This is a genomic window from Bacillus sp. ABR, from assembly GCF_056172715.1.
In genome coordinates, this window is sequence record NZ_JAOYSL010000002.1 from 309613 (window position 1) to 333541 (window position 23929).

Annotated in this window: 22 protein-coding genes; 1 reads left to right on the plus strand and 21 read right to left on the minus strand. The window is 42.5% G+C overall.

All coding sequences use genetic code 11. From position 1 onward, the window contains the following. Window positions 1–7: 7 nt before the first annotated feature. From OIT90_RS06920 to OIT90_RS06960, 9 genes are all read right to left on the minus strand, one after another. Window positions 8–301 (minus strand): YesK family protein, encoded by a 294-nt coding sequence (locus OIT90_RS06920; protein ID WP_039179818.1) that lies wholly within the window; start codon window positions 299–301, stop codon window positions 8–10. Window positions 302–367: 66 nt separating this feature from the next. Further along, the gene (locus tag OIT90_RS06925) at window positions 368–1624 is read right to left on the minus strand and encodes a dihydrolipoamide acetyltransferase family protein (RefSeq protein ID WP_474892390.1); all 1257 of its coding nucleotides are present in this window, start codon (window positions 1622–1624) and stop codon (window positions 368–370) included. A 19-nt stretch (window positions 1625–1643) separates the two neighbouring features. Next, the gene (locus OIT90_RS06930) at window positions 1644–2627 is read right to left on the minus strand and encodes an alpha-ketoacid dehydrogenase subunit beta (protein WP_024422925.1); all 984 of its coding nucleotides are present in this window, start codon (window positions 2625–2627) and stop codon (window positions 1644–1646) included. Between the two features lie 12 nt (window positions 2628–2639). Then, entirely contained in the window at window positions 2640–3632 is a 993-nt protein-coding gene (locus OIT90_RS06935) for a thiamine pyrophosphate-dependent dehydrogenase E1 component subunit alpha (protein ID WP_039179824.1), read from the minus strand. Window positions 3633–3649: 17 nt separating this feature from the next. After that, window positions 3650–5074 (minus strand): dihydrolipoyl dehydrogenase, encoded by a 1425-nt coding sequence (lpdA, locus tag OIT90_RS06940; RefSeq protein WP_058838018.1) that lies wholly within the window; start codon window positions 5072–5074, stop codon window positions 3650–3652. Further along, window positions 5064–6185, minus strand: a complete 1122-nt coding sequence (buk, locus tag OIT90_RS06945; protein ID WP_039179830.1) for a butyrate kinase — start codon at window positions 6183–6185, stop codon at window positions 5064–5066. The genes lpdA and buk overlap by 11 nt, the downstream gene beginning before the upstream one ends. Window positions 6186–6218: 33 nt before the next feature. Then, window positions 6219–7313: a branched-chain amino acid dehydrogenase gene (gene bcd, locus OIT90_RS06950; RefSeq protein WP_003215658.1), complete on the minus strand. Its 1095-nt coding sequence runs from the start codon at window positions 7311–7313 to the stop codon at window positions 6219–6221. Between the two features lie 26 nt (window positions 7314–7339). Next, a complete protein-coding gene (gene yqiS, locus OIT90_RS06955; protein ID WP_047202267.1) occupies window positions 7340–8233 on the minus strand; it encodes a phosphate butyryltransferase in 894 nt (297 codons plus the stop codon). Window positions 8234–8356: 123 nt separating this feature from the next. Further along, window positions 8357–10429, minus strand: coding sequence for a sigma-54 interaction domain-containing protein (locus OIT90_RS06960; RefSeq protein ID WP_047202268.1), 2073 nt, complete (start codon window positions 10427–10429; stop codon window positions 8357–8359). A 149-nt stretch (window positions 10430–10578) separates the two neighbouring features. Here OIT90_RS06960 and OIT90_RS06965 point away from each other — a divergent pair, with 149 nt between their 5' ends. Further along, window positions 10579–10815, plus strand: coding sequence for a DUF2627 domain-containing protein (locus tag OIT90_RS06965; protein WP_144491423.1), 237 nt, complete (start codon window positions 10579–10581; stop codon window positions 10813–10815). 33 nt (window positions 10816–10848) lie between these two features. Here OIT90_RS06965 and OIT90_RS06970 read toward each other — a convergent pair whose 3' ends face one another. The 12 genes from OIT90_RS06970 to xseA all read right to left on the minus strand — a co-directional run bounded on the left by OIT90_RS06970 (window position 10849) and on the right by xseA (window position 23910). Continuing rightward, a complete protein-coding gene (locus tag OIT90_RS06970; protein WP_474892391.1) occupies window positions 10849–11586 on the minus strand; it encodes a glycerophosphodiester phosphodiesterase in 738 nt (245 codons plus the stop codon). A gap of 228 nt (window positions 11587–11814) precedes the next feature. After that, window positions 11815–12915 carry a response regulator aspartate phosphatase gene (locus OIT90_RS06975; RefSeq protein ID WP_474892392.1) on the minus strand — a complete coding sequence of 367 codons (1101 nt, stop codon included), beginning with the start codon at window positions 12913–12915 and terminating at the stop codon, window positions 11815–11817. Between the two features lie 456 nt (window positions 12916–13371). Further along, a complete protein-coding gene (gene spo0A, locus OIT90_RS06980; RefSeq protein WP_024422935.1) occupies window positions 13372–14175 on the minus strand; it encodes a sporulation transcription factor Spo0A in 804 nt (267 codons plus the stop codon). A 285-nt stretch (window positions 14176–14460) separates the two neighbouring features. After that, window positions 14461–15738, minus strand: coding sequence for a SpoIVB peptidase (gene spoIVB / locus OIT90_RS06985; RefSeq protein WP_330545291.1), 1278 nt, complete (start codon window positions 15736–15738; stop codon window positions 14461–14463). Between the two features lie 199 nt (window positions 15739–15937). Next, entirely contained in the window at window positions 15938–17671 is a 1734-nt protein-coding gene (gene recN, locus OIT90_RS06990) for a DNA repair protein RecN (protein WP_126681610.1), read from the minus strand. Window positions 17672–17704: 33 nt separating this feature from the next. Beyond that, window positions 17705–18154 (minus strand): transcriptional regulator AhrC/ArgR, encoded by a 450-nt coding sequence (ahrC, locus tag OIT90_RS06995; RefSeq protein ID WP_024422938.1) that lies wholly within the window; start codon window positions 18152–18154, stop codon window positions 17705–17707. Window positions 18155–18233: 79 nt separating this feature from the next. Continuing rightward, the gene (locus tag OIT90_RS07000; RefSeq protein ID WP_189292447.1) at window positions 18234–18383 is read right to left on the minus strand and encodes a hypothetical protein; all 150 of its coding nucleotides are present in this window, start codon (window positions 18381–18383) and stop codon (window positions 18234–18236) included. A gap of 140 nt (window positions 18384–18523) precedes the next feature. Further along, on the minus strand, window positions 18524–19378 hold the full coding sequence (locus tag OIT90_RS07005) for a TlyA family RNA methyltransferase (protein ID WP_474892393.1): 855 nt from the start codon (window positions 19376–19378) through the stop codon (window positions 18524–18526). Further along, the gene (dxs, locus tag OIT90_RS07010; protein ID WP_474892394.1) at window positions 19375–21276 is read right to left on the minus strand and encodes a 1-deoxy-D-xylulose-5-phosphate synthase; all 1902 of its coding nucleotides are present in this window, start codon (window positions 21274–21276) and stop codon (window positions 19375–19377) included. Before dxs ends, OIT90_RS07005 begins: the two co-directional genes overlap by 4 nt. A gap of 150 nt (window positions 21277–21426) precedes the next feature. Next, a complete protein-coding gene (locus OIT90_RS07015; protein ID WP_474892395.1) occupies window positions 21427–22323 on the minus strand; it encodes a polyprenyl synthetase family protein in 897 nt (298 codons plus the stop codon). Then, window positions 22307–22567: an exodeoxyribonuclease VII small subunit gene (locus OIT90_RS07020; protein ID WP_003215880.1), complete on the minus strand. Its 261-nt coding sequence runs from the start codon at window positions 22565–22567 to the stop codon at window positions 22307–22309. Before OIT90_RS07020 ends, OIT90_RS07015 begins: the two co-directional genes overlap by 17 nt. After that, on the minus strand, window positions 22564–23910 hold the full coding sequence (gene xseA, locus OIT90_RS07025) for an exodeoxyribonuclease VII large subunit (RefSeq protein ID WP_041086139.1): 1347 nt from the start codon (window positions 23908–23910) through the stop codon (window positions 22564–22566). The genes OIT90_RS07020 and xseA overlap by 4 nt, the downstream gene beginning before the upstream one ends. Between the last annotated feature and the right edge of the window lie 19 nt (window positions 23911–23929).

The window sequence follows — 23929 nt, forward strand, 5'->3', positions numbered from 1 at the left end:
CCCGACATCATTTTGATTCGGGCTTTTTTTTGATATAGCGTCTGTATAAATATTCAAGTGCATATCCGAGCAGTGTCCCGGCGAGAAGTGATATTCCTAAAAAGCTATTGGCTGCTCCTTTAAACCCACCGACAATCAGCAGACAGTACACGATTTGAATGATTGAAACGATCGATATGATAAGCAGTAATCGTTCAGGATGATTGCGTGATTTAGAAATGTACCGCAGAAAAGCGAAGGCAATCGCTGTGATAAACATGAGACCAATGGTTAGAAAAGCAAAAAAATCTAGTCCAGACATATCATCGCTCCTTTCTCCTAGATGTGGAAATCCCCCTCTCATGCCGGGAGGGGGAAAATGATTGTTTTAATAAACAGATGTTTGCTCGTCGATGCCTTCAAGGATTTGTTTAATTCGCTGAAGGAATCTGCCGCATACAAGACCGTCTAATACTCTGTGATCTAATGAAAGACAAAGATTGACCATGTCTCTTGCTGCAATCATTCCGTTTACTATCATTGGACGCTTCACGATCGATTCTACTTGTAAAATCGCCGCTTGCGGATAATTAATGATTCCCATTGATTGTACTGAACCAAATGATCCCGTGTTGTTGACAGTGAATGTACCGCCTTCCATATCACTTTGCTTGAGCGTTCCTTGTCTCACCTTAGACGCCAGCTCATGAATTTCTTTGGCGATGCCCTTAATGGTCTTTTCATCCGCATCCTTAATGACTGGAACAAAAAGCGCGTCATCTGTAGCGACAGCAATCGAAACATTGATCGCTTTCTTCTGCACAATTTTATCTCCAGCCCACATACTGTTCATTTCAGGGAATTCCTTTAAGGCCTGAGCCACTGCTTTGACAAAGAACGCAAAGAACGTCAAGTTAAAGCCTTCTTTTGCTTTAAACTGATCCTTCAGCTGATTTCTTCTTGTCACTAGATTTGTCACATCGACTTCCATCATCGTCCATGCATGCGGAATTTCATGTTTGCTTCTCAGCATATTGGCCGCAATTGCCTGCCGGATCGGCGTGACTGGCAGCTCAACATCACCAGGCATGAAAGGGGTGGCAGGAGCCGCTTTTGCTTGAGATGGCTGCGCAGGCTCTGGTTGAACAGCACGTTCATTGACAGGTGCTGTCTTCTCTTTAACGCCGCCGTTTTCAATGAGCTGTAGCAAATCTTTTCTAGTAATTCGGCCGCCTGCTCCCGTACCTTGAACAGCCGCTAAATCAATGCCATGCTCATCTGCTAAACGAAGAACGGCTGGAGAGTAACGTTTCTTTTGACTTTGATTCTCATTTGTTTGATCTGCTTCAGGCGCTTTGCTTTGCTCAGGTGCCGCTTCTTCTTTCCCGCTCTGCTGCTCGCTTCCTTCAATTTCAATTTCACAGAACACTTCTCCTACTTGCAGCGTTTCGCCTTCCTCAGCCGATAGTTTTGTAATCGTTCCTGTAAAAGAGGACGGGACTTCTGCGTTCACTTTATCCGTCATGACTTCCGCAATCGGATCGTATTTATTCACATGATCGCCAGGTGAAACGAGCCATTTGCTAATAGTTCCTTCTGTTACACTTTCACCTAGCTGAGGCATTTTCATTTGTTCAATTGCCACTTTGAAACCCTCCTCTTTCTTAAAACGCCGCTAGCTCTCTCATTTCAGCTTCTACCTTATCCGGGTTGACCATGAAGAATTTCTCCATTGTCGGCGCATAAGGCATTGCCGGAATATCTGGTCCTGCCAAGCGTTTGATTGGTGCGTCTAAATCAAATAAGCAATGCTCTGAAATGATTGCCGCAACCTCACTCATGATGCTGCCTTCTTTTGTATCTTCCGTTAACAGGAGCACTTTACCTGTTTTAGAAGCCGCTTCTATAATCGCTTCCTGATCAAGCGGGTACACTGTTCTCAAATCGAGAATATGAGCGGAAATACCGTCTTTTGCAAGGCGGTCTGCTGCTTGCAGCGCAAAATGCACACAAAGGCCATATGTAATGACCGTAATATCATCGCCTTCACGTTTCACATCTGCTTTTCCAATCGGAAGAGTGTAATCCTCTTCAGGCACTTCTCCCTTAATAAGGCGGTATGCACGTTTATGTTCAAAGAACAATACAGGATCTGGATCACGCACTGCAGCCTTTAAAAGACCTTTGACATCATAAGGTGTAGAAGGCATCACAATTTTCAAACCAGGCTGGTTAGCAAAAATCGCTTCGACCGATTGTGAATGATAAAGTGCCCCGTGTACTCCGCCTCCGTATGGTGCGCGGATGACCATTGGACAACTCCAATCATTATTTGATCGGTATCTAATTTTTGCAGCCTCTGAAATGATTTGGTTGATTGCAGGCATAATGAAATCCGCAAATTGCATTTCTGCAATTGGGCGCATTCCATACATCGCTGCCCCAATACCTACACCAGCAATAGCTGATTCTGCAAGAGGTGTATCCATGACGCGCGCTTCTCCAAATTGCTCGTAAAGACCCGCTGTCGCTTTAAATACGCCGCCTTTTTTCCCGACATCCTCTCCGAGCACAAACACTTTCGGATCTCGTTCCATTTCTTCTTTCATCGCCAGTGTAATGGCGTCTATATATGACATAACAGGCATTTTTCTTCCCCCTTACTCCGCATACACGTAACGAAGTGCGCTTTCTGCTTCAGCATAAGCTGCGTTTTCCGCTTCATCAGTGGCTTCGTTTACGATTTGCATGATTTCTTTTGTCATTTCTTCTTTCATTTCAGAAGTCATGACGTTTCCTTCGATTAAATACGTTTCATATTGGATGAGCGGATCTTTCTTTCTTGCTTCGAGCACTTCTTCTTTTTCTCGATAGCTTGAGTCATCGTCATCACTTGAATGCGCAGTTAAACGGTAAGAGATTGTTTCAATCAATGTCGGGCCTTCGCCTCTTGCCGCACGGTCTCTCGCTTCTTTGACAGCGGCATATACTTCAAGCGGATCATTTCCATCTACAGTTACGCCAGGCATCCCATATCCAATCGCACGATCTGAAATGCGTTCACAGGCCACTTGTTTGTCATATGGTACGGAAATCGCGTACTTATTGTTTTCACACATGAAAATAACAGGCAGTTTATGCACAGCAGCGAAGTTAGCGCCTTCGTGAAAATCTCCTTGGTTTGATGAGCCTTCACCGAACGTGACAAAGCTGACAAAGTTTTTCTGCTCTAATCGTCCAGCAAGGGCAATTCCCACCGCGTGAGGAACCTGCGTTGTGACAGGTGAAGATCCGGTCACAATTCGATTTGCTTTTTGTCCAAAATGCCCAGGCATTTGTCTTCCGCCTGAGTTTGGATCGTCTTGTTTTGCGAAACCAGACATCATTAAATCTTTTGCTGTCATCCCAAAAGCAAGGACAACCCCCATATCACGGTAGTAAGGTAAGACGTAATCTTCTTCTCTATTAAGGGCAAATGCAGCACCGACTTGCTGCGCTTCCTGCCCTTGACAAGAAATGACGAATGGAATTTTACCTGAACGGTTTAATAGCCACATCCGTTCATCGATTTTTCTCGCTAGAAGCATTGTTCTATATATATCAATTGCTTGTTCATCTGATAATCCTAATTCCTGATGACGCATGTTACTCATCATGTTTCCCTCCTTGATTAAAAATGGATCGCCTTCCCGTCAACAGCAAGGGCTGCCTCGCCAATCGCCTCTGATAAGGTCGGATGCGGGTGTATCGTCTGCCCCACTTCCCACGGGGTTGCATCAAGTACTTTGGCTAATCCAGCTTCAGATATCATATCTGTTACATGAGGACCAATCATATGAATTCCTAAAATATCATCTGTCTTTTGATCGGCAATGATTTTGACGAATCCATCAGACTCCCCATACACAAGCGCTTTTCCAATCGCCATAAATGGGAATTTCCCTATTTTGACTTCAAAGCCCTGCTCTTTTGCCGCCTGTTCAGTGAGTCCAACACTAGCGGTTTCTGGGTGAGAGTAAACACATTTAGATACGAGCGTTTCATCGAGCGGCTTTGGATCTTTCCCAGCCATATGTTCAACAGCAATCATACCTTCGTGGGAAGCGACATGTGCCAGCTGAAGCCCGCCAATGACATCTCCTATTGCGTAAATATGCGATTCTTTCGTTTGATAATGTTCATTCACGACAATGCCTTGTTTTTCGGTTTGGATGTCCGTGTTTTCAAGACCTATGCCCTCGATATTAGGTACTCTGCCGACTGAAAGAAGGAGTTTTTCCGCTTCAAACGTCTGAATGTCTCCATCCTTTTCCGCTTGAATTGTGACAAGATTCTCCTGCTTTTCTACGCTCTCTGGCAGTACCTTCGCATTTGTCACAAAAGTGATGCCTTTTTTAGATAATAGCTTTTCCATTTCTTTAGAAATGTCATGATCCTCTGTTGGTAAAATACGGTCTGCAAACTCAATCACAGTGACGTTTACTCCAAAATCATTGAGCATAGACGCCCACTCGATTCCGATCACTCCGCCTCCGACAATGAGCATCGACTGCGGAAGCTCTGGCAGTTCAAGTGCATCATCTGATGTGAGGATGTGAGTTCCATCTGCTTCAAGCCCTGGCAGCACCCGCGGTCTTGAGCCTGTCGCGATGATGACCTGCTTTGGAATGAGCATTTCATTTTCCTCTCCATTTGCCATTTCTACGGAGATCGTTCCTGGCATTGGCGAAAAGATAGATGGGCCAAGAATACGGCCAATTCCTTCATATACATCAATTTTCCCTTGTTTCATTAAGTGTTTGACGCCGCCTGCTAGTTTTTCGACAATCTCTGTTTTTCTTTTCTGCACACTCGCAAATTGCAAGGCAATGCCGCCTGCCTCAACACCAAAATCAGCTGCGCGTTTGACGGTTTGATATACTTCTGCACTTCTGAGCAGCGCTTTAGACGGAATGCAGCCTTTATGAAGACATGTTCCGCCGAGCTTTTCTTTTTCTACAACTGCTGTTTTCAATCCAAGCTGTGAGGCACGGATGGCTGCTACATAGCCGCCTGTGCCTCCACCAAGAATGACGAGGTCATATTCAGTTGCCATGACTTGTCACTCCTTTCTTTTCCTGTTGATCATTTGGGTATTCTTTCGGTGATTCTTCTTCTTTTAAAATACGAAGCGCACCTTCCGCTAACGATTGCAGCTCATTTTCACCTGGATACACGACAACATCTGAAATCCAGTCAATATAGCCGCGAATACTTGATGTAATTTGTTTGCTGTACGCAAGTCCGCCTGTTAATACAATGACGTCAACTGCTCCTTTTAAAACAGCGCTAGCCGCACCAATTTCCTTGGCAATCTGATAGCACATTGCTTCATAAATGAGCGCCGCACGCTCATCACCTGCTTCAATCATGCGTTCCACTTTTACAGCGTCTGTCGTGCCAAGATAGCCCGCTAGCCCGCCTTCACCAATAATGCGTTTGAGCATTTCCTCTTGGGTATACTCACCCGAAAAACAAAGATTTACAAGATCACCTGTCGGCAAGGTTCCCGCACGCTCAGGACTGAAAGGACCTTCGCCATGCAGACCGTTATTGACATCGATGACTTTTCCTTTTTCATGAACACCAATGGTGATGCCGCCGCCCATATGAGTAATAATCATGTTTAAATCTTCGTAACTTTTTCCAAAAGAAGCCGCTGTTTTTCTTGCGACCGCTTTTTGATTTAATGCATGAAAGATGCTTTTTCTTTCGATCGTTGGCAGCCCTGAAATACGAGCAATTGGCTTTAGTTCATCCACTACAACTGGATCGACAATAAAAGCTGGGATATTCAGGCCAAGTGCGATTTCTCTCGCGATGATTCCGCCGAGATTAGATGCATGCTGGCCGGCATATCCTTCTTTTAAGTCTTTCACCATTTGCTCATTGACTTCATATGTGCCTCCTTCAATCGGACGAAGAAGACCGCCGCGCGCGCACACTGCATCAAACTTTGAGATATTCATCCCCTGTTCATGCAGTGTTTTCAAAATGGTTTCTTTTCGGAAAGAAAATTGATCAATGATATGAGGAAACGACTTTAATTCCTCATCTGTATGTCTAAGTGTCGTTTCAAAAATAGAACGTTCATTATGAAACACACCGATTTTTGTTGAAGTAGAGCCAGGATTAATCGTGAGAATACGCCATTCTTTTGTCAGCAAAAACAAAACCTCCGTTTCAACTCATTCTTCCAATTAGCGACGACTTAAAATATGTTGACCATTTTGCAAGAATTGACTTCTTGATTTGCGCATTCTTTCAATTCGCTCTTCAGCCAATCGGTCTGCCGCTTTATAAGTTGGAATGGCATCACGGTTTGAAATTTCAATCACACGTTCAATATTTTGATAAATGCCTTCGACTTTTTTCATCGCACGATCTGCATTATAGCCATAAAGCTCATCAGCCACGTTAATCACACCGCCTGCATTGATCACATAGTCAGGAGCATATACAATCCCCATTTCATGGATAAGGTCTCCGTGATGCGTTTCTCTTAGCTGGTTATTTGCAGCACCTGCAATCACTTTTGCTTTTAACTTAGGAATGGTTACATCGTTAATGGTTGCACCAAGTGCGCACGGTGCATAAATATCACATGCTTGATCATAAATATCGTCAGGATCGACTGCTTTTGCGCCGAAGTCTTCAACAGCTCGCTTGACAGAGTCTTTGTTGATATCTGTGACAATAAGCTGTGCGCCTTCTTCGTGCAGATGTTTACACAGATTGTAGGCCACATTTCCAACACCTTGGACAGCAATTGTTTTTCCTTCTAATGAATCTGTACCGAAAGCAGCTTTGGCAGCGGCTTTCATCCCTTTATATACACCGTAAGCTGTGACTGGAGACGGATTTCCGGATGAACCAAATGCAGGAGAGATACCTGTGACAAAATCGGTTTCTTCATGAATGAGATCCATATCTTCTACCGTTGTACCGACATCTTCCGCTGTAATATAGCGGCCATTCAGCCCTTGAATGTAACGTCCAAAGGCACGAAACATTTCTTCGTTTTTGTCTTTTCTCGGGTCACCGATGATCACTGTTTTTCCGCCGCCAAGATTAAGTCCTGCTGCCGCGTTTTTATAAGTCATTCCTCTTGCTAGACGCAGTGCATCCTCAATAGCTGCTTCTTCGTTTTCATACGTCCACATTCTCGTTCCGCCTAGTGCAGGACCAAGTGTTGTATCATGAATCGCAATAATCGCTTTTAAGCCAGACTGCTCATCCTGACAAAATACAAGCTGCTCATAATCGTATCGTTCCATATATTTAAAAAGTTCCATTGTGTTATTCCTCCTATTACTTCCGCTTAATTTGATGTACAGATGGCAAGCGCAATTGAATAAAGCTTACTTTCAGCTGAATCAGACCGGCTTGTTAAAGCAATCGGCGCCTTCGCTCCTGCCACCACAGCTCCCACCTTCGCATGTGCAAAGTAGATGAGAGATTTATAAAGAATGTTTCCTGCCTCAATTGTTGGCACAAGCAAAATATCTGCATGGCCGGCTACATCACTCGTAATATTTTTATGAGAAGCTGCCGTTTGAGAGATGGCATTATCTAAAGCAAGAGGCCCATCAATCAGGCATCCAGAAATTTGCCCCCGCCGATTCATTTGCGCAAGACTTGCCGCAGTTAAAGTTGAATCCATTGCCGGATTCACGACCTCGACCGCAGAAAGCACTGCAACCTTTGGCATGTCGTTTCCGACAGCTTGTGCTACTTGAACAGAATTGATCGTAATCTCTTTCAGCATATTTAAATCGGGCGCGATGTTCATCGCAGAATCCGTGACATAAATAAAGCGGTCAAAGCCCGGTACTTCGAATGCTGCGACATGTGATAAGACACTTGCTGTCCTGAGCCCATATTCTTTATTCAGTACCGCTTTTAAAAGAACGGCTGTCGGGACATGCCCCTTCATCAAAATATCTGCATGCTTCTCGCTCACTGCCTGCACGGCTATTTTGGCAGATTCTTCGGGAGAATCTGAATGAATAATATCTATCCAGTCCTCATCAATTTCATGCTGTTTCACTAGCTCCTTCAGGTTGCGTTTGTTCCCAACCAGGAGAAAGCGAGCGACCTTTCGCTTAATTGCCATCTTGATGGCATGAAGCACTTCTTCGTCTTCTGCATGAGCCACAGCCGCCGTTTTATTCTGCAGCTGGGCGGCTTTCATAATCAGATCGTCAAGCTTCATATATGCCCACCTTTCCTTGTGCTCGGTTCATGTTTTATATGCAAGTTCCGTGCCAGTTTGAAATGCAGTAAAATGAGGCAGTTCGCATGACATTCGTGCAATCTTTTGCAGTTTACATGCATTTTATTGCATGCTATCTTTTGCAAGTTGATATTTATCCATTTTATAGTAAAGGTTGCGTATGCTGATCCCTAACGTTTTCGCTGTTTTCGTGCGATTGAATTGATGCTTTTCAAGGGTTTGTTTAATTAGCTGCGCTTCAAATGCCTCAACAGCATCCGAAAGCGTCTCTCCCTCAAATTGACTGACAGCCAGTTCCTGCTGCTCTTTTTCTTCCTGATCTTCAGACTCCATGAAAGAAATATGCCCCTCATCAATCCATTCTTCTTGCGGGTTTAAAAAGATCATGGCTCGTCCAAGTACATTTTCAAGCTCTCTTACGTTTCCAGGCCATTTATATGATCGCAGTCTATGAAGTGCCTGTTCTGTTAACCCGCGCACGTTCCGTCCATAGTCTAAATTGATCTTTTGGATGAGACGTTTGCTTAACGAATCAATATCCTCAAGGCGCTGCCTTAGCGGCGGGATAGAGATCGGGTATCTGTTCATGCGATAATATAAGTCCTCTCTGAACTTTCCTTCCGCCATCGCTTTTTCAATATTGACATTTGTCGCCGTGATGACACGAACATCGACTGGTATGGCCTTTGTTCCGCCTACTCTTACAATTTCTTTCTCCTGCATGACGCGCAGCAGCTTCGCCTGTGTACTTGGCGTCATCTCACCAATTTCATCTAAAAAAATGCTGCCTTGATTCGCCTCTTCAAACAGTCCTTTTTTCCCGCCGCGCCTTGCACCAGAGAACGCTCCTTCTTCATAGCCAAAAAGCTCTGACTCTAAAAGGGTCTCAGATAAGGCTGCACAGTTGACCCGTACAAAGCGATTATATTTTCGGTCACTTTCATTGTGAATGGCGTGCGCAAACAGCTCTTTTCCAGTACCTGATTCTCCCCGGAGTAAAATGGTGGCTGGCGTTTTTGCGCCTAGCTTTGCCTGCTCAAGTGCCACAAGCATTTGCTCACTTTCTCCAATGATGTCTTCAAATGTGTACTTTGCTTCAAGTGTCCGGATAAGCTGCCTTGCTTTATTTAATTCATTCGTGAGTGATTGAATTTCTGATACGTCATGAATGACGCCGACACTGCCTTTTAAGATGCCATCAACGATGACTGGCGCTACGTTGACGATCACATCTTTTTTATTCGGCCCGACTTTCATTCTGACGCCTCGAACCGGTCTTCTTGTTTCAAGCACCTTCAAATGCATGCTTTCTCCTTCAGAAATATCTGCACCCGCTGGTTTCCCCACAACTTCTTTATCTGTTAATCCAGTCATTTTCGTATAAGCTCGGTTGATCAAGATCCCTTTTCCCTGCTCATCAACAACCGATATGGCTTCATCCGACGATTGAATGATCGCCTCCAGCATGGTTCGCACTTCTTTAAGGTTGGTTACTTCCTCCGCAAGCTCAACGGCATCTGTAATATCTTTAAAGATCGATAAAGCACCTAGCATTCTCCCCGCGTCATCAATAATTGGCAAACGCGTTGTGACAATTTGTATTTGCTGGTTCAGAAATTGTTTTTGATTAAATTCTGGCTCTCTCGATCTTAAAATGTCGGGAAGTTTTGTGTTTGGGATCACTTCTCGTATGTCGCGGCCAATCGCATCTTTTTGCGAACATCCAACCATTTTGGCCGCTGATCGATTAAACAGGACGACTTCTTCGTCCATGTTTATAAAAATCATCCCATCGTTCGTTGCATTAAAAATGCGGTCATGCTTATAGGTTTGTTCCTTTAATATTTGAATTAGCTGTTGTTTTTCTGACATTAATTCTGATATGACGTAAGCCATTGAACTTGGAACAATGACAGCATGCTCCGGCTTTTCTTCCATCAGCTCTTTCAGCACTGCTGAACTGCCCGTTGTTTCAATGATGATATCAATGTCATCTTTTATGTATTCTTTCCAATCCGTTGTCGTATCAATTCCATTCTTTTTCGCTTCTGCCATCCCCGGTGCCTCAAGATCAAGGTCGGCGATCGCAATGATTTGAATCATATTTGTTTTCAGCAATGTTTCTAGCAATGCTGATCCACCCTGTCCCGCACCGACAATCAAGACTCTCTGCATCCCGTTACCCCTTTATATGAAAAAATTTGCACACCATATTTTTCCGTTGCAAAAAATTGCACAACTCTTATATTACCACGTTTTCCTTTCTTGACAAAATATTTTTTGAATTAGACAATGGAAGTAAATGACGTTTAAGGGGACATTTGATGGGGAGAATACTTGCACTAGTGATTATTTTAATACCTGGCGCGCTTGCTGCAATTGGGATTAAGCTGCTGCGTGACACTGTTTTCGGCATCATCATTGCACCATTTCCATTTTTATGGCTGCAAGGAATTGCAGGGTTGTTATTTTTAGGGGGAGGTCTTTATGTAGTGGCTGGCTTTATTTTATATAGAGACCGTAAACGAAATAAAGTGACTGCTCGCTTTAAGCAGAGATAAAACGTGAAAAAAAGACCCGCTGATAGCAGGTCTTTATTTCATTTCTTCTCTTATTTTCACGGCCCGGTCAGGAAAATCAGTGAAAATGCCATCAACACCTAAGGAAAACATGTTTTTCATTTGCTTTTCACTGTTTACTGTAAACGGCCTGATCACTTGCTGAGATGCATGGAGAGCTGACACAACCTCTTTGGTCACGCCTGCACCCTTAATATTTGGATGATAGCCTCTTGCTGGTACTGTTTTTATATACATCTCCGGCTGATGAATCACATCCATTGTGAGAACAGCAAGTTCAACACGCGGCATCAGTTTGTGAAAAAGAGCTAAACTGCCGTGATGAAACGATGAAACAAGTACACGGTCTTCTATTTGAAAATGCTCGATTTGCTTTTTTACTTTCTCCTCGATACCTGGATATCGATAAATGGAGTTTTTCAGTTCAATATTAATGATCAATGATGATTGCTGCGTCACTAGCTCTAATACTTCCTCTAAAAGAGGAATGGATACAGCACCGGTTTCTTCATAAAAAGAATGACTCGCATCTCCCGCTTTTAATTCTTCATATGTATGGTCTTTCACTAAACCTTTCATATTCGTTGTCCTGTTCAGTTTCTCATCGTGAATGACAGCAAGTCTGCCGTCTTTCGTCAGCTGAACATCCAGCTCAATTCCGTCAGCTCCCGAATGGAGTGCATGTTCGAAGGCTATCATGGTGTTTTCAGGATAAATGCCTTTAAAGCCTCTGTGTGCAAAAATTTTCGTCATAGGTCACCTCTAAATATGATGCTTCCTTTCATTATGACGTGTCTTTTTTCGTTTTTCCAGTTTTGAGCACATAAAAAAAACCTCTTCTGATTCGCATGAAGAGGTTGACAGATAAATTCGATCACGTAATCGCTCTGATGGCTTGCTCTGTCGTCTCTGCGTCAAGAGCAAAAAGGGAAGAAACAACTGCGACTGCTGTAACAACGGTTACACCTAACAACAACTTTTTCATAAGATAACCTCCACTTTCTTTTGAAGTATTTGTGCATCGAATTTCTTTTCAAGAAAACGAATGGCATTTTGATAATCATTTCGTTCCTTGAAGTATTTCGATATTTGTTCAGACAAATCCTCAAGCTCCACATATAATCTATTTTTTTCTATGTAGTCTAATTTTTCAGAGAATACGTCTGCTGCCCCACTATTCTCGCACATCAAATCCAAAATTTCAAATTTTACTATATATTCATTATTTTGGATATCGCAGCTATACAGAATACCCTCTTTAATATATTCGCTAGCCTCTTGATCTCCTAGATGCACTAAGGCGTTTGCCAGAACATATAAAGATTGGATGTAATAATGACTATTGTCACGGTGAATTTGAATGCCCATTCCTTTTTTTGCATAATGTGCGCTTTTTTCATAATCATGCTTTGCATAATAAAGAACAGCTAAATTGTGATAGCATTTCCCAATCAGCACTTCATTGTTAATGCGCTTACTTTTCTCAAGTGCTTCTTGATACTTCTCCTCTGCTTCATCGAATTGGAACAAATCAATACAATTACTTGCATGTAAAATCAAGCTGTCAATTGCCTGCGCTGTATACTCTTCATGTGCTTTGAATGTATCGATGGCTTTTTTAATATGATTAATGGATATGAAGTTTTGTTTCAGTTCGTAATAAATTGAAGCAACCTTATGGTGAAAAGTTCCTACTTCAAGGTCTTCATTCACACGTTTTAGCCGCTGTTCTGCAATTTTGTAAAAACTAATAGCTTCATCATACTTTTTCACATATGCAGCATATTGGCCTTTGTAAAAGTAAAAATAAAAATTAATAATGTCATCTGCCTTCTCATCGAGCGTTCCGACACTTTTCATAATTTGATTGGCTTTTTCAATATTTCCAAGTAACATTTCATGTCTGCCGTCAACAAGCTGATAATAAAGGAGAACTTCACGGTCTTCATCTGTATTTTTTAGCAAATTCTGAATTTTCTCTTTATAGATAGCAGATTTTTCTAAGTCATTCTGAGAAATGACCCTCGTCCACTTGCTAATTTCGTTCGCTACCTCAGCAGAGTGGATTTTCAGCTTTCCCATAACCTCACCCTCTTCTTTTCATTATTATAGCATAGTAAAAGAATGTGAAAATTATTAAATTCGACAATGGGAATATTCAGTTCAAATGGCACAATCTCTAAGAAGCCAGTGACTTTAAAACGCCAATCAATCAGGTCAATAGAAATAGAACTTTCGATCTCGTTTGCTTTAATTACCATTTCCATAAGACCTTTTCCTCTCATCCTTTTTCTTACGAATGAGCGTTTTCTTCTTCTATTTTGAAGACTTCATGATCGATTGGCGCAGCTGATTACCACTACTTTATGTCTTTTTTATTTTTTTCATGCTTTATTTTTCATTTTATTCTGAAAATAAAGCAGCCCGTTTGTCCAATTTAAACATTAAGATGATTTTATCAACCTAACCAATTTTTGACAACATGTTTCAAAATAAAAAAACGTCTCAATGAAGAAACGTTTTTTCATGAAAAATAAACTAGCTAGCTCTATGCTCTAATCGCAAACGATCAGCTACCATGGCAATAAATTCTGAATTGGTTGGTTTCGCTTTTGACATGCTGACAGTATAACCAAAGAGTGAGGAAATGGAATCAATGTTCCCTCTGCTCCAAGCGACTTCAATGGCATGACGAATCGCCCGTTCCACCCTGCTGGCGGTCGTGTTAAATTTCTTTGCAATGTCTGGGTACAACACTTTAGTAATGCTTCCGAGAAGCTCAATGTCATTGTACACCATAGAAATCGCTTCTCTTAAGTATAAATACCCTTTAATATGAGCGGGCACGCCAATCTCATGAATAATGGTCGTAATGCTCGCATCTAAGTTTTTACGTTTCGGTTCAGGTTTGTTGCGAAGAACACTGTTTTGGATTGATGAAGAGCGATGGGTAACTTGTGTGCCGTTTCCACTGACTTGACGAATATGACCTACTAGGTTTTCCATATCAAATGGCTTTAAAATGAAATAAGATGCGCCCAAATCAACTGCTTTTTTCGTGACATCTTCTTGTCCAAAGGCCGTTAGCATAATCACACTTGGCTGTTTTGTCATTTCATTGTTTTCACGGAGGCGTTCTAGTACAGCAAGACCGTCTAAATGAGGCATAATAATATCTAAGAGGAGAACGTCGGGCTCTTTATCTTTAAATAATGTCAGGCATTCCTGACCATTATACGCCACGCCAAGTACTTCCATATCTTCCTGTCCCTCAATGTACTCTGTCAAAAGGCCAACAAGCTCTCGATTGTCATCAGCTACACACACTTTAATTTTCTCCACGTTCTTTCCTCCCCAATGTCGATTCCTTTAGTCTTTTGCATTTCTCTTCTGAGTGTTCAATTCGACAAAACCATGCTATCCCCTTTAAAAAACTTTAATTTTCCGAATAATAGAGCATTATCTAGCTTTTTCTATGTTTTTCTTAAAGAATCGACGATTATTGCAATTTGACAACATGCTTTTTTCCATTTTGTCGAAAAATCTCTTTTTCCTTATTTTATAACATGATGGAAGAGAAAGAAAGGGTAGAAAAAAACTGCCGGAAGATTCGCGGCAGTTAAATGATCAGCTTGCTTTTTTGTTTTTTTGATAAAGGTCGATTCCTGCTTCGGACAGCATCCATTCAATGTGTACGCCGTACCCGCTAGTCGGATCATTGACGAATACGTGTGTGACAGCTCCAATGACTTTGCCATTTTGAATGATGGGGCTTCCGCTCATTCCTTGGACGATTCCGCCCGTTTTGCTTAAGAGCCGCTCATCTGTTACCTTCAACACCATTCCTTTAGTTGCTGGGAATTTCTGCGGTGTTGTGCTGACGATTTTAATATCAAACTTCTCCACTTTATCATGATCCACAACGGTTAAAATTTCTGCTGGGCCTTCTTTTACTTCATTTGATAAAGCGACTGGAAGTGGTTTATCTGCTACATGATTTTCAAGCTTTTCGGTTAACGTACCAAAGATACCAAAAGGGCTGTTGCGGGAGATATCTCCTATTGTTTTTCTTTCGGAAGAAAATCTCGCCAATTTTTCTCCAGGATTGCCTCCTGTACCTTTTTCAATCGATGTCACGGTTGATCTGACAATTTCGCCATTATCGACAACAATTGGTTTTTTTGTATCCATGTCAGAAATCACATGCCCAAGGGCACCATATTTTTTAGATGAAGGTTCAAAAAAGGTCATCGTGCCGATTCCTGCTGCAGAATCACGAATGTAAAGACCAATTCGATAGATGCCTTCACTTGCATCTTTTGCGGGTGTTAATGTTGTCTGAAAGGTTTTATGATCTCTCTTTATGAGCAAACGAAGCGTTTCACCCGTTTTCCCTGCTTTCTGAATAAATGGGGTGAGGTCATTCATTTTCTCCATTTTTTGACCATTGATTTCAATGATCATATCCCCTGATTGAATGCCTGCGGCTTCACCTGGTGATTTTTTGCCGTCTGCTGTTGTGATTTGATGAAAACCTACAACGAGAACTCCTACAGAGTGGAGCTTGACGCCAATGGATTGTCCTCCAGGAACGACTTTTAATTCAGGGAGAACATCAACTTTTGTTTTCTTAATAGGAAATCCTTTAAAATCATAAACAATTTCGGCTTTTCCCGCCTTTTGTCCTGTAATATCCAGCTGATTCTCTTTCTCTGAAAGGCTAAAGGCTGGCGAAGAAGCATTGGCTGACGCTTCAATCGATGTGTCAATTGAGTGCTTCTGTTTTTCAAATACAGCAACATTTGTTGGAATGCTGATGTATTCCTTCACTATGCTCATAAACCCTGTACTTATTAAAGAAACAAGGAGAATCACACCAATGGCTTTTCTCAAATTTTCGGGCATTCATTTTTCACTCTCCTCGCTCCTTACCCACACCAGAACACTCATGTTTTGGCTACATCTTTACTTTTGCCTTCTTCGAGAGGATTTATAACCGGCAGCTTTAGAAAATGATTGGATAAATTGATAAAAGAAAAAGACGATTTTATGGGTATATACGCCGTCTTTTACACAACATAAAAAAAGGCAGCTGATGATTCAGCTACCCTGTTGTTTTGACATCATTTGCTTGGTGCAATAGTTCTTTTGCGTGCTGTTTTGTCAGCTCTGTGACTTCCACACCGGCAATCATCCGGCCAATTTCACTCACTTTTTCTTCATGACTTAATGGTTTGACACTCGTCAGTGTTCTGCCCGCTTTTGAGCGTTTCGAAATGAAGAGATGTGTGTCAGCCATTGCGGCTACTTGAGGCAGATGTGTAATGCAGAGCACTTGTGATCCAGATGCTACTTTGTAAATTTTTTCAGCAATGGCTTGTGCGACTCTGCCGCTGACGCCTGTATCAACTTCATCGAAGATAATGGATGCGACGTCTTGTTTGGCTGAGAAAATACTCTTCACAGCGAGCATGACACGTGAAATTTCTCCACCTGAGGCTACTTTCGATAAAGATTTCATCGGTTCGCCTGTATTTGTAGAAATGACAAATTGCGCTTGGTCGATTCCATTTTTCCCGAGCTGGACAGGTTTTCCGTCTAATAGCGGACAATCGGTGCTTCCAAAAGGCGCATATCGAATAGAAAAAGCTGTATCAAATGATGACTTCTCCATATACAAATCCTTGAGCTCCGTTTGAATTTGCTTCGCTAGCTTTTTGGCCCATTTTTTACGCAGCTCCGAAACGTTAAGTGCTTCCAGCAGGGCATCACGGCTCATCGCATCCAGTTTATTCTTGAGCGTCTGCAGATGGCTGTCTCGATTTTGAATTTGATCGATTTCTTCTTCAATCTTCGCCGCATACTCCAAAATTTCCTCAACGGTTGTGCCGTATTTTCGTTTTAACTGCTTCATTTCATTCAGCCTGGATTCAATAAAATCAAGACGAGCCGGATCGAATTCTAATTGATCCAGCATGCTTCGCATTTGGAAAGTTGAATCCTCTAATAAGTAGTAGGAATTCGATACTTGTTCAGATAGCTTTTTCAAATCATCATTGATCTCAGACACTTGCTCAAGCTCGCTTGAGGACATGCCAACCCAATCTAGTCCTCCTTGCTCATTACGCAAGGCGTTATACGCGTTTTGAAGTGAGGAATAGATTTTTTCGTAGTTGCTGATTTGATGACGCTCTTCCTGAAGCCGCTCATCTTCTCCCGGCTCTAACTGCGCTGCCTCAATCTCCTCTAGCTGAAATTGCAGTAAATCTAAGCGGTGCACCATTTCCTGCTCATTCTCGGACAGCTGTCTTAGCTTTTGAGCCGTTTTCATATATTGATCATATGCTTCTTGATACTGCAAGAGAGCCGGTGCAATTTCTTCTGCTCCAAATTGATCGAGCAAATGCAGATGATTTTCATCTTCCATAAGCAGCTGGTTATCGTGCTGACCATGTATATCAAGCAAAAGCCGTCCTACTTCACGTAAAAGTGAGATGGTGACAAGCTTTCCATTAATCCGGCAAATGCTTTTCCCGCTGTTGTTAATATCACGGCGGAGGATCATCATTTCATCTGATGCGTCAATTCCCTGCTCTTCGCATAGAGCAAATACAGGATGATCGGCTGGTACAAGAAAAAGCCCTTCCAGCTCTGCTTTTTTTTCACCGTAGCGGACAAATTCAGAGGACCCTCTTCCTCCCACGAGAAGTGAGACAGCATCAATCATGATGGATTTTCCGGCACCTGTTTCCCCTGTTAGGACTGTGAGTCCTTTTTCAAATGAAACCGTTAACTCTTCAATGATTGCAAAGTTTTTAATGGTTAGTTCTGCTAACACTCATTTGACACCTCTTTTAGTAAACCTGATTCTTTATAGAAGCTCTAAAATTTTGCTCGAAACTGTCTCTGTATCATCTGGAGTGCGGCAAATGATTAAAATGGTATCATCTCCGCAAATCGTTCCCATAATTTCTTCCCAATCTAAATTGTCCATTAAAGCACCAATCGCCTGAGCATTACCCGGCATTGTTTTCAGAACAATTAAATGACTGGCAGCATCCATTTTAATAAATGCATCCATTAGGGATCGCTTCAGCTTTGACAGCGGGTTAAACCGCTGATCCGCAGGAAGACTGTATTTATATGTTCCATTGTTCGTCGGAACTTTCACTAAATGTAATTCTTTAATATCTCTAGAAACGGTCGCTTGTGTGATGTTATATCCATCGGCTTTCAAAATATCGACCAATTCATCTTGTGTTTCAATTTCTTGGCTTGCAATGATTTCTCTAATTTTAATATGCCTTTGACCTTTATTCATATTTGACCCCCCTAGGCGTTTTATTCTCAGTTTGTCTTTACGTTCTATGTTATATGATGCACACTTCAAAAAACAAGCATTACGTGAGATCCAGCCGATTCTCGTCTTTTGACCATGTAAAAAGGAATAATAGCGAGCTATTATTCCTTTCAGCGTGTAGACAAACCCTCGCATTCGGTGTCAGTCCTGCGCGCTGGTGCTCACGAATGTCAAATTCGCTCCGCTCCATTGCTCGAACTTCCTAGACTTCAAAGGTTTTCTATCACGCTGAAAAGAAGACAAAGGGCTAAAATAAAGATCATTTTAACCCTTTGTCAACAATCTGAAAAGGAATAATAGCGAGCTATTATTCCTTTTGTATCAATCATCTCATGTGTCAGCCGGCTCAGGGCTGTTTTTCTTTTCTTTCAATACAGAATGGGCTTCCTTCACGACTTTCTCAAGTTCTGAAACCGGAAGCGCCGTATTCTCCTCTTGATCAGGATGAAGCACTAAATGAAGCAGAAATTCAATATTTCCGTCTCCACCAGTGATAGGCGAAAATGAAACATCCTTTATATCATAGCCTTCTTTAGCAGCAAATTGATTCATCTCTTCTAGTACACCGAGGTGGACAGACGGCTCGCGCACGATGCCTTTTTTCCCAACAAGCTCTCTGCCCGCTTCAAATTGAGGCTTGACGAGTGCAATACAGTCCCCACCCGGAACAAGAATATGCTTTAAAGCTGGCAGAATGAGTTTAAGTGAAATAAAAGATACATCAATTGAAGCCACTTCTGGCAATCCTTCAGTAAAATCAGCTGGAACGGAATGGCGGAAATTGGTGCGCTCCATGACGATCACCCTGTCATCCTGCCTTAATTTCCACGCAAGCTGATTGTAGCCAACGTCTACAGCATATGATTTGACTGCTCCATTTTGAAGAGCACAATCCGTAAATCCGCCTGTTGATGAGCCAATATCAATCAGCAATTTCCCTTCAACTGTCAGGTCAAATTCTTTGAGCGCTTTTTCGAGCTTTAACCCGCCTCGGCTTACGTATTTGAGAGGATTCCCCTTCACTGTGAGCGGAGTATCACGAGCAATTTTCTCTCCTGGTTTATCCAAACGGTTTTCATTTGAGTAAACGATTCCTGCCATGATGGCACGCTTTGCTTTCTCTCTTGTTTCCATTAGTCCTTGTTCGACTAATAAAACGTCAAGTCGTTCTTTCTTTGATGTCATGATCCAATTCCTTTTCTTGGTGCTGCGGGAAGCAGGCCACGTAAAGTCTCAGCAGCCTGTGCTTTCGTCAGACCAATTTCTTCAAGCAGGGCATCAACACTTCCATGCTCAATAAATTGATCTGGGATACCCATACGTTCTACTTTGATATGTGATGCTTTCTTGTCGTGTACATATTCTAATACACTGCTTCCAAATCCGCCTTGGAGCACAGCTTCTTCAATCGTTAAAATCGGAATCCCTTCAGAAAGAATGTCATTTAGCATTGCTTCATCAAGCGGCTTAATAAACCGAGCGTTGACGACACGAATTGATTTTCCTTCTTTTTGAAGTTCCTCAGCTGCTTGCAGTGCCATTTTAATCGTCGTTCCGAATGTTAAGATGACGGCATCCTTCCCTGGACGAAGAACCTCCCAAGACCCAATCGGAATGGTTTTCAGCTTTTCATCCATTTTCACGCCCAACCCATTTCCACGCGGGAAACGCATGGCAATAGGACCGTCATCATACTGAATGGCTGTATTGACCATGTGCTGACCTTCATTTTCATCCTTCGGCATCATGAGCACCATATTCGGCATATGACGCATGAAGGCAATATCAAACACACCTTGATGCGTTTCTCCATCTGCACCAACAAGACCCGCACGGTCAATCCCGATAAATACATTGAGGTTCTGGCGGCAAATATCATGCAGCACTTGATCATAGGCTCTTTGCAGGAACGTAGAATAAATCGCTAAAAATGGCTTCATATCCTGCGTCGCAAGCCCAGCTGCCATTGTAGCTGCATGCTGCTCAGCAATTCCTACATCAAACATTCGCTCTGGAAATTCCTTTGCAAAGCCTTCAAGTTTTGAGCCAACAGGCATCGCAGGTGTGATGGCCACAATTCGCTCATCTTTCCGCGCAAGCTTTCTGACTGTTTCACTGACAAGACCACTCCATGACGGGGCAGCTGCTGCTGGCTTTACAAAATCACCTGTATCAATTTTGTATGGACCTGTGCCGTGCCAAGTCCCAATTTTATCGGATTCTGCCGGCTGATAGCCTTTTCCTTTTTTCGTGATGACATGCAGCAGGACAGGGCCTTTTGTTTTCTTTGCATATTCAAGGTTTTCAAAAAGATCTTCATAAGAATGTCCATCGACAGGACCTAAGTAAGTGAATCCCATTTCCTCAAAGAACATGCCAGACACAAGTAAATACTTGAGACTGTCTTTAATACGCTCTGCTGTGGCAGCAAGCTTTCCGCCTACAGCTGGGATCCGCTTGAATAAATATTCGAGCTCGTCCTTTACCCATTGGTATTTGCCTGCTGTGCGCAGTCTGCCAAGCATTGTGTGAATCGCACCGACGTTTGGTGCAATACTCATTTCATTATCGTTTAAGATGACGATCATATCTTTCTTTTCATCACCGATATGATTCAGAGCTTCCAGCGCCATACCTCCGGTTAATGCACCATCTCCGATAATTGGCAGGATATATTCATCTGTTCCTTTAATATCACGCGCCGCCGCCATACCCATCGCGCCAGATAATGACGTTGAGCTGTGACCTGTTTCCCATACATCATGCTCGCTTTCGTTTCGTTTAGGAAATCCGCAAAGTCCTTTATATTGACGAAGTGTATCAAACTCCGCCCCTCTCCCAGTTAACAGCTTGTGAACATAAGACTGATGTCCAACATCCCAAAGGAATTTGTCTTTCGGGCTGTCAAATACTTTATGAAGGGCAACCGTAAGTTCAACGACACCCAGATTCGGACCGATATGCCCGCCAGAGTTAGCCAAGGACTCAATTAAAAACATGCGAATGTCAGCACTAAGCTCCTCTAATTCTGCTATTGACATTCCTTTTAGAAACGTTGGATTTTTTATTGATAAAAGATCCAATCAGGATCAACTCGCTTTCAACAAAATTTCTATCTACATATATAATGCCTTATTCCTATGAAAACCAAGCGGGAATAAGAGTTGTCTCATCATGATAAACTGTTTACAGTTTACCACAATTGCTCGAAGACCCTCAAATCTAGGCTGTTTTTAATGATCTCTTGAGGCGATCAGATCACATAACTCATGCAGCAATTGCTGCTCTATTTCAAGATTTGAGACAATTTCTTTTGCACGTGTGATGTGCTCGTGCAGTTTTTCTTTTGCTCCTGAAAGCGTTAATAAAGAAGGATATGTCGACTTTTCATTCGCTGTATCAGAGCCGACCCGTTTTCCTATTTTTTCTTCGCTTCCTTCGAGATCTAAAATGTCATCACGGATTTGAAAAGCAATACCGATATGATAGCTGAATTCTCTTAGTTTTTCGATATCGTCATCTGATGCACCTGCCAGCATGGCACCTGCTGTGACGCTGAATGTGAGAAGCTTTCCTGTTTTCCGGGCGTGAATGGATTCTAGTTCTGCAAGCGGGACTTGTTTTTGCTCTGCTTCCATGTCATCAAATTGACCGCCAACCATTCCTAGCGCACCTGCTGACTTCACAAGTTCATCTACGATTTTGAGTTTTTTGTCAGGAGAGACACTGCTAGATAGCTGAGATGTAATCAGACGGAAGCTTTCTGTTAAAAGAGCATCGCCAGCGAGAACCGCTGTTGCTTCCCCGTATACTTTATGGTTGGTCGGCTTTCCTCTGCGAAGGTCATCATCGTCCATGCAAGGAAGGTCGTCGTGTATCAATGAATACGTATGAATCATCTCTACAGCACAGCCAACCGGTATGCCATCTTCTTCTTTTTTGCCGTAGGCATGTAATAAAGCAAGAACGAGAACAGGACGAAGTCTTTTCCCTCCAGCTTTAAGAGAGTAAAGCATCGAAGATTTGAGGTCTTCTGGAATCTTCAATTCCTGAACATATGTAAATAAATAATCTTCAATGGCCTGTTTTCGTGTTGTTAAAAAATCCTGCAAATTACTTGTCACCAGCATCCGCCTCCTTCACTGAGAAAGGAGCCAGCTCACCGTCCTCTTTTAAAATGAAATCCATCTGCTTTTCAACGTGCTGTAATTTTTCATGACAAAGCTTTGAAAGTGTCATGCCTTCTTGGAAATAATGAATGGCTTGCTCAAGTGGTACATCTCCTTCTTCGAGCTTCCCAACGATCTCCTCAAGACCTTTCATCGCTTCTTCAAATGTCATTTGTTCTTCTTTTTGTTTATTTGATTCTGTCATGATGATTGCCCCTCCTTCTCAATAACCTCACAAATCAGACGTCCATCCTTCATGGTGATAGCCAGCTGATCCTTCGTATCGACTTGGTTCACACTTTTAATCAGTTCATCGTCTTTATAGGCTAAACTGTAGCCTCTTTCCATCACTTGAAGTGGATTTAATGCATTTAGTTTACCAAGAACAGATTGGAACTGCGAATGAATTGTTTTCATTTGCACATTCATGCTTCGGATGAGCTGTTCTGTTTCATTGGCATGGCGTTTTTTCGCCTGAAGCAGCTGTTCTTTTGGATGAAGCGGCTTCAACCTGTATGTCTGGCGGTCTAGTTGACTGCGTTTTTGTTCAATTTGTCTCGTCAGCTGTTTTTGAAAACGGTCAAATACCAAATCGAATTGCTGCTCTTTTTGCTCCTGCAATCGTTTTGGAAAACGGAAAGCATAAGAGGATTGCAGCGCCACAAGACGGTCTTTCGCTTGTGATGTTCGATTCTTCACGGCCCTTGTCAGCCGAATGTCGATGGATTTGATTCGTTCTATTAAATCGGCTGTGCTTGGAACAGCGAGCTCGGCTGCTCCTGTTGGTGTGGGTGCTCTCATGTCTGCAGTAAAATCACTGATTGTAAAATCGGTTTCGTGCCCTACTGCAGAAATGATTGGAATGTCTGATGCGAAGATTGCTCTTGCGACAGCTTCTTCATTAAAGGCCCAAAGTTCTTCGATCGAACCGCCTCCTCTTCCGACAATCAAGACATCACAGAGCTGTTTTTCATTTGCTTCCTTGATCCTCTCTACGATTGAACGAGTGGCATTTTCACCTTGGACAAGCGCCGGAAGCACAATGATTTTCGCCTGCTGATAGCGCCGGTTAATCGTTGTAATGACATCCCGGACAGCCGCTCCTGTTGGGGATGTAATGACACCAACAACCTCTGGATATTCAGGAATTGGTTTTTTATAGCGCGCATCAAATAAGCCTTCACTTGCCAGCTTTTTCTTCAGCTCTTCATAAGCGAGATGAAGAGCACCAACACCATCAGGCTGCATTTCTTTTGCATATAATTGATAGTTGCCGCTTGGTTCATATACTTGAATCCCGCCGCGTACAAACACTTTCATTCCGCTTTTTGGTGAAAAAGGCAGCTTTGCTGCGGAACGCTGGAACATGACAGCTTGCATGCGTGCGTTTTCGTCTTTTAAGGTGAAGTACACATGACCTCTTGAATGAATCTTCACATTGGATAACTCACCTTTGATCCAAATATCTTCTAAATGCGGATCAACATCAAATTTTCTTTTTATGTATTTTGTAAGGGCTGTGACCGTCACAAAGGCTTTTTCACTCATGACGTATTCCTCCTCTTCA

Coding starts and splice junctions, on each gene's coding strand:
- OIT90_RS06970 (WP_474892391.1), bottom strand. CDS start 11,586: ATGACGAAAATTTTTGCACACAGAGGCTTTAAAGGCATTTATCCTGAA.
- spoIVB (WP_330545291.1), bottom strand. CDS start 15,738: ATGCCCGAAAATTTGAGAAAAGCCATTGGTGTGATTCTCCTTGTTTCT.
- OIT90_RS06960 (WP_047202268.1), bottom strand. CDS start 10,429: ATGCAGAGAGTCTTGATTGTCGGTGCGGGACAGGGTGGATCAGCATTG.
- OIT90_RS07000 (WP_189292447.1), bottom strand. CDS start 18,383: ATGGAGCGGAGCGAATTTGACATTCGTGAGCACCAGCGCGCAGGACTG.
- OIT90_RS07015 (WP_474892395.1), bottom strand. CDS start 22,323: ATGCTGGTGACAAGTAATTTGCAGGATTTTTTAACAACACGAAAACAG.
- xseA (WP_041086139.1), bottom strand. CDS start 23,910: ATGAGTGAAAAAGCCTTTGTGACGGTCACAGCCCTTACAAAATACATA.
- OIT90_RS06935 (WP_039179824.1), bottom strand. CDS start 3,632: ATGAGTAACATGCGTCATCAGGAATTAGGATTATCAGATGAACAAGCA.
- ahrC (WP_024422938.1), bottom strand. CDS start 18,154: ATGAATAAAGGTCAAAGGCATATTAAAATTAGAGAAATCATTGCAAGC.
- OIT90_RS07005 (WP_474892393.1), bottom strand. CDS start 19,378: ATGACATCAAAGAAAGAACGACTTGACGTTTTATTAGTCGAACAAGGA.
- bcd (WP_003215658.1), bottom strand. CDS start 7,313: ATGGAACTTTTTAAATATATGGAACGATACGATTATGAGCAGCTTGTA.
- OIT90_RS06920 (WP_039179818.1), bottom strand. CDS start 301: ATGTCTGGACTAGATTTTTTTGCTTTTCTAACCATTGGTCTCATGTTT.
- OIT90_RS06965 (WP_144491423.1), top strand. CDS start 10,579: ATGGGGAGAATACTTGCACTAGTGATTATTTTAATACCTGGCGCGCTT.
- OIT90_RS06975 (WP_474892392.1), bottom strand. CDS start 12,915: ATGGGAAAGCTGAAAATCCACTCTGCTGAGGTAGCGAACGAAATTAGC.
- yqiS (WP_047202267.1), bottom strand. CDS start 8,233: ATGAAGCTTGACGATCTGATTATGAAAGCCGCCCAGCTGCAGAATAAA.
- lpdA (WP_058838018.1), bottom strand. CDS start 5,074: ATGGCAACTGAATATGACCTCGTCATTCTTGGTGGAGGCACAGGCGGC.
- OIT90_RS06930 (WP_024422925.1), bottom strand. CDS start 2,627: ATGCCTGTTATGTCATATATAGACGCCATTACACTGGCGATGAAAGAA.
- OIT90_RS07020 (WP_003215880.1), bottom strand. CDS start 22,567: ATGACAGAATCAAATAAACAAAAAGAAGAACAAATGACATTTGAAGAA.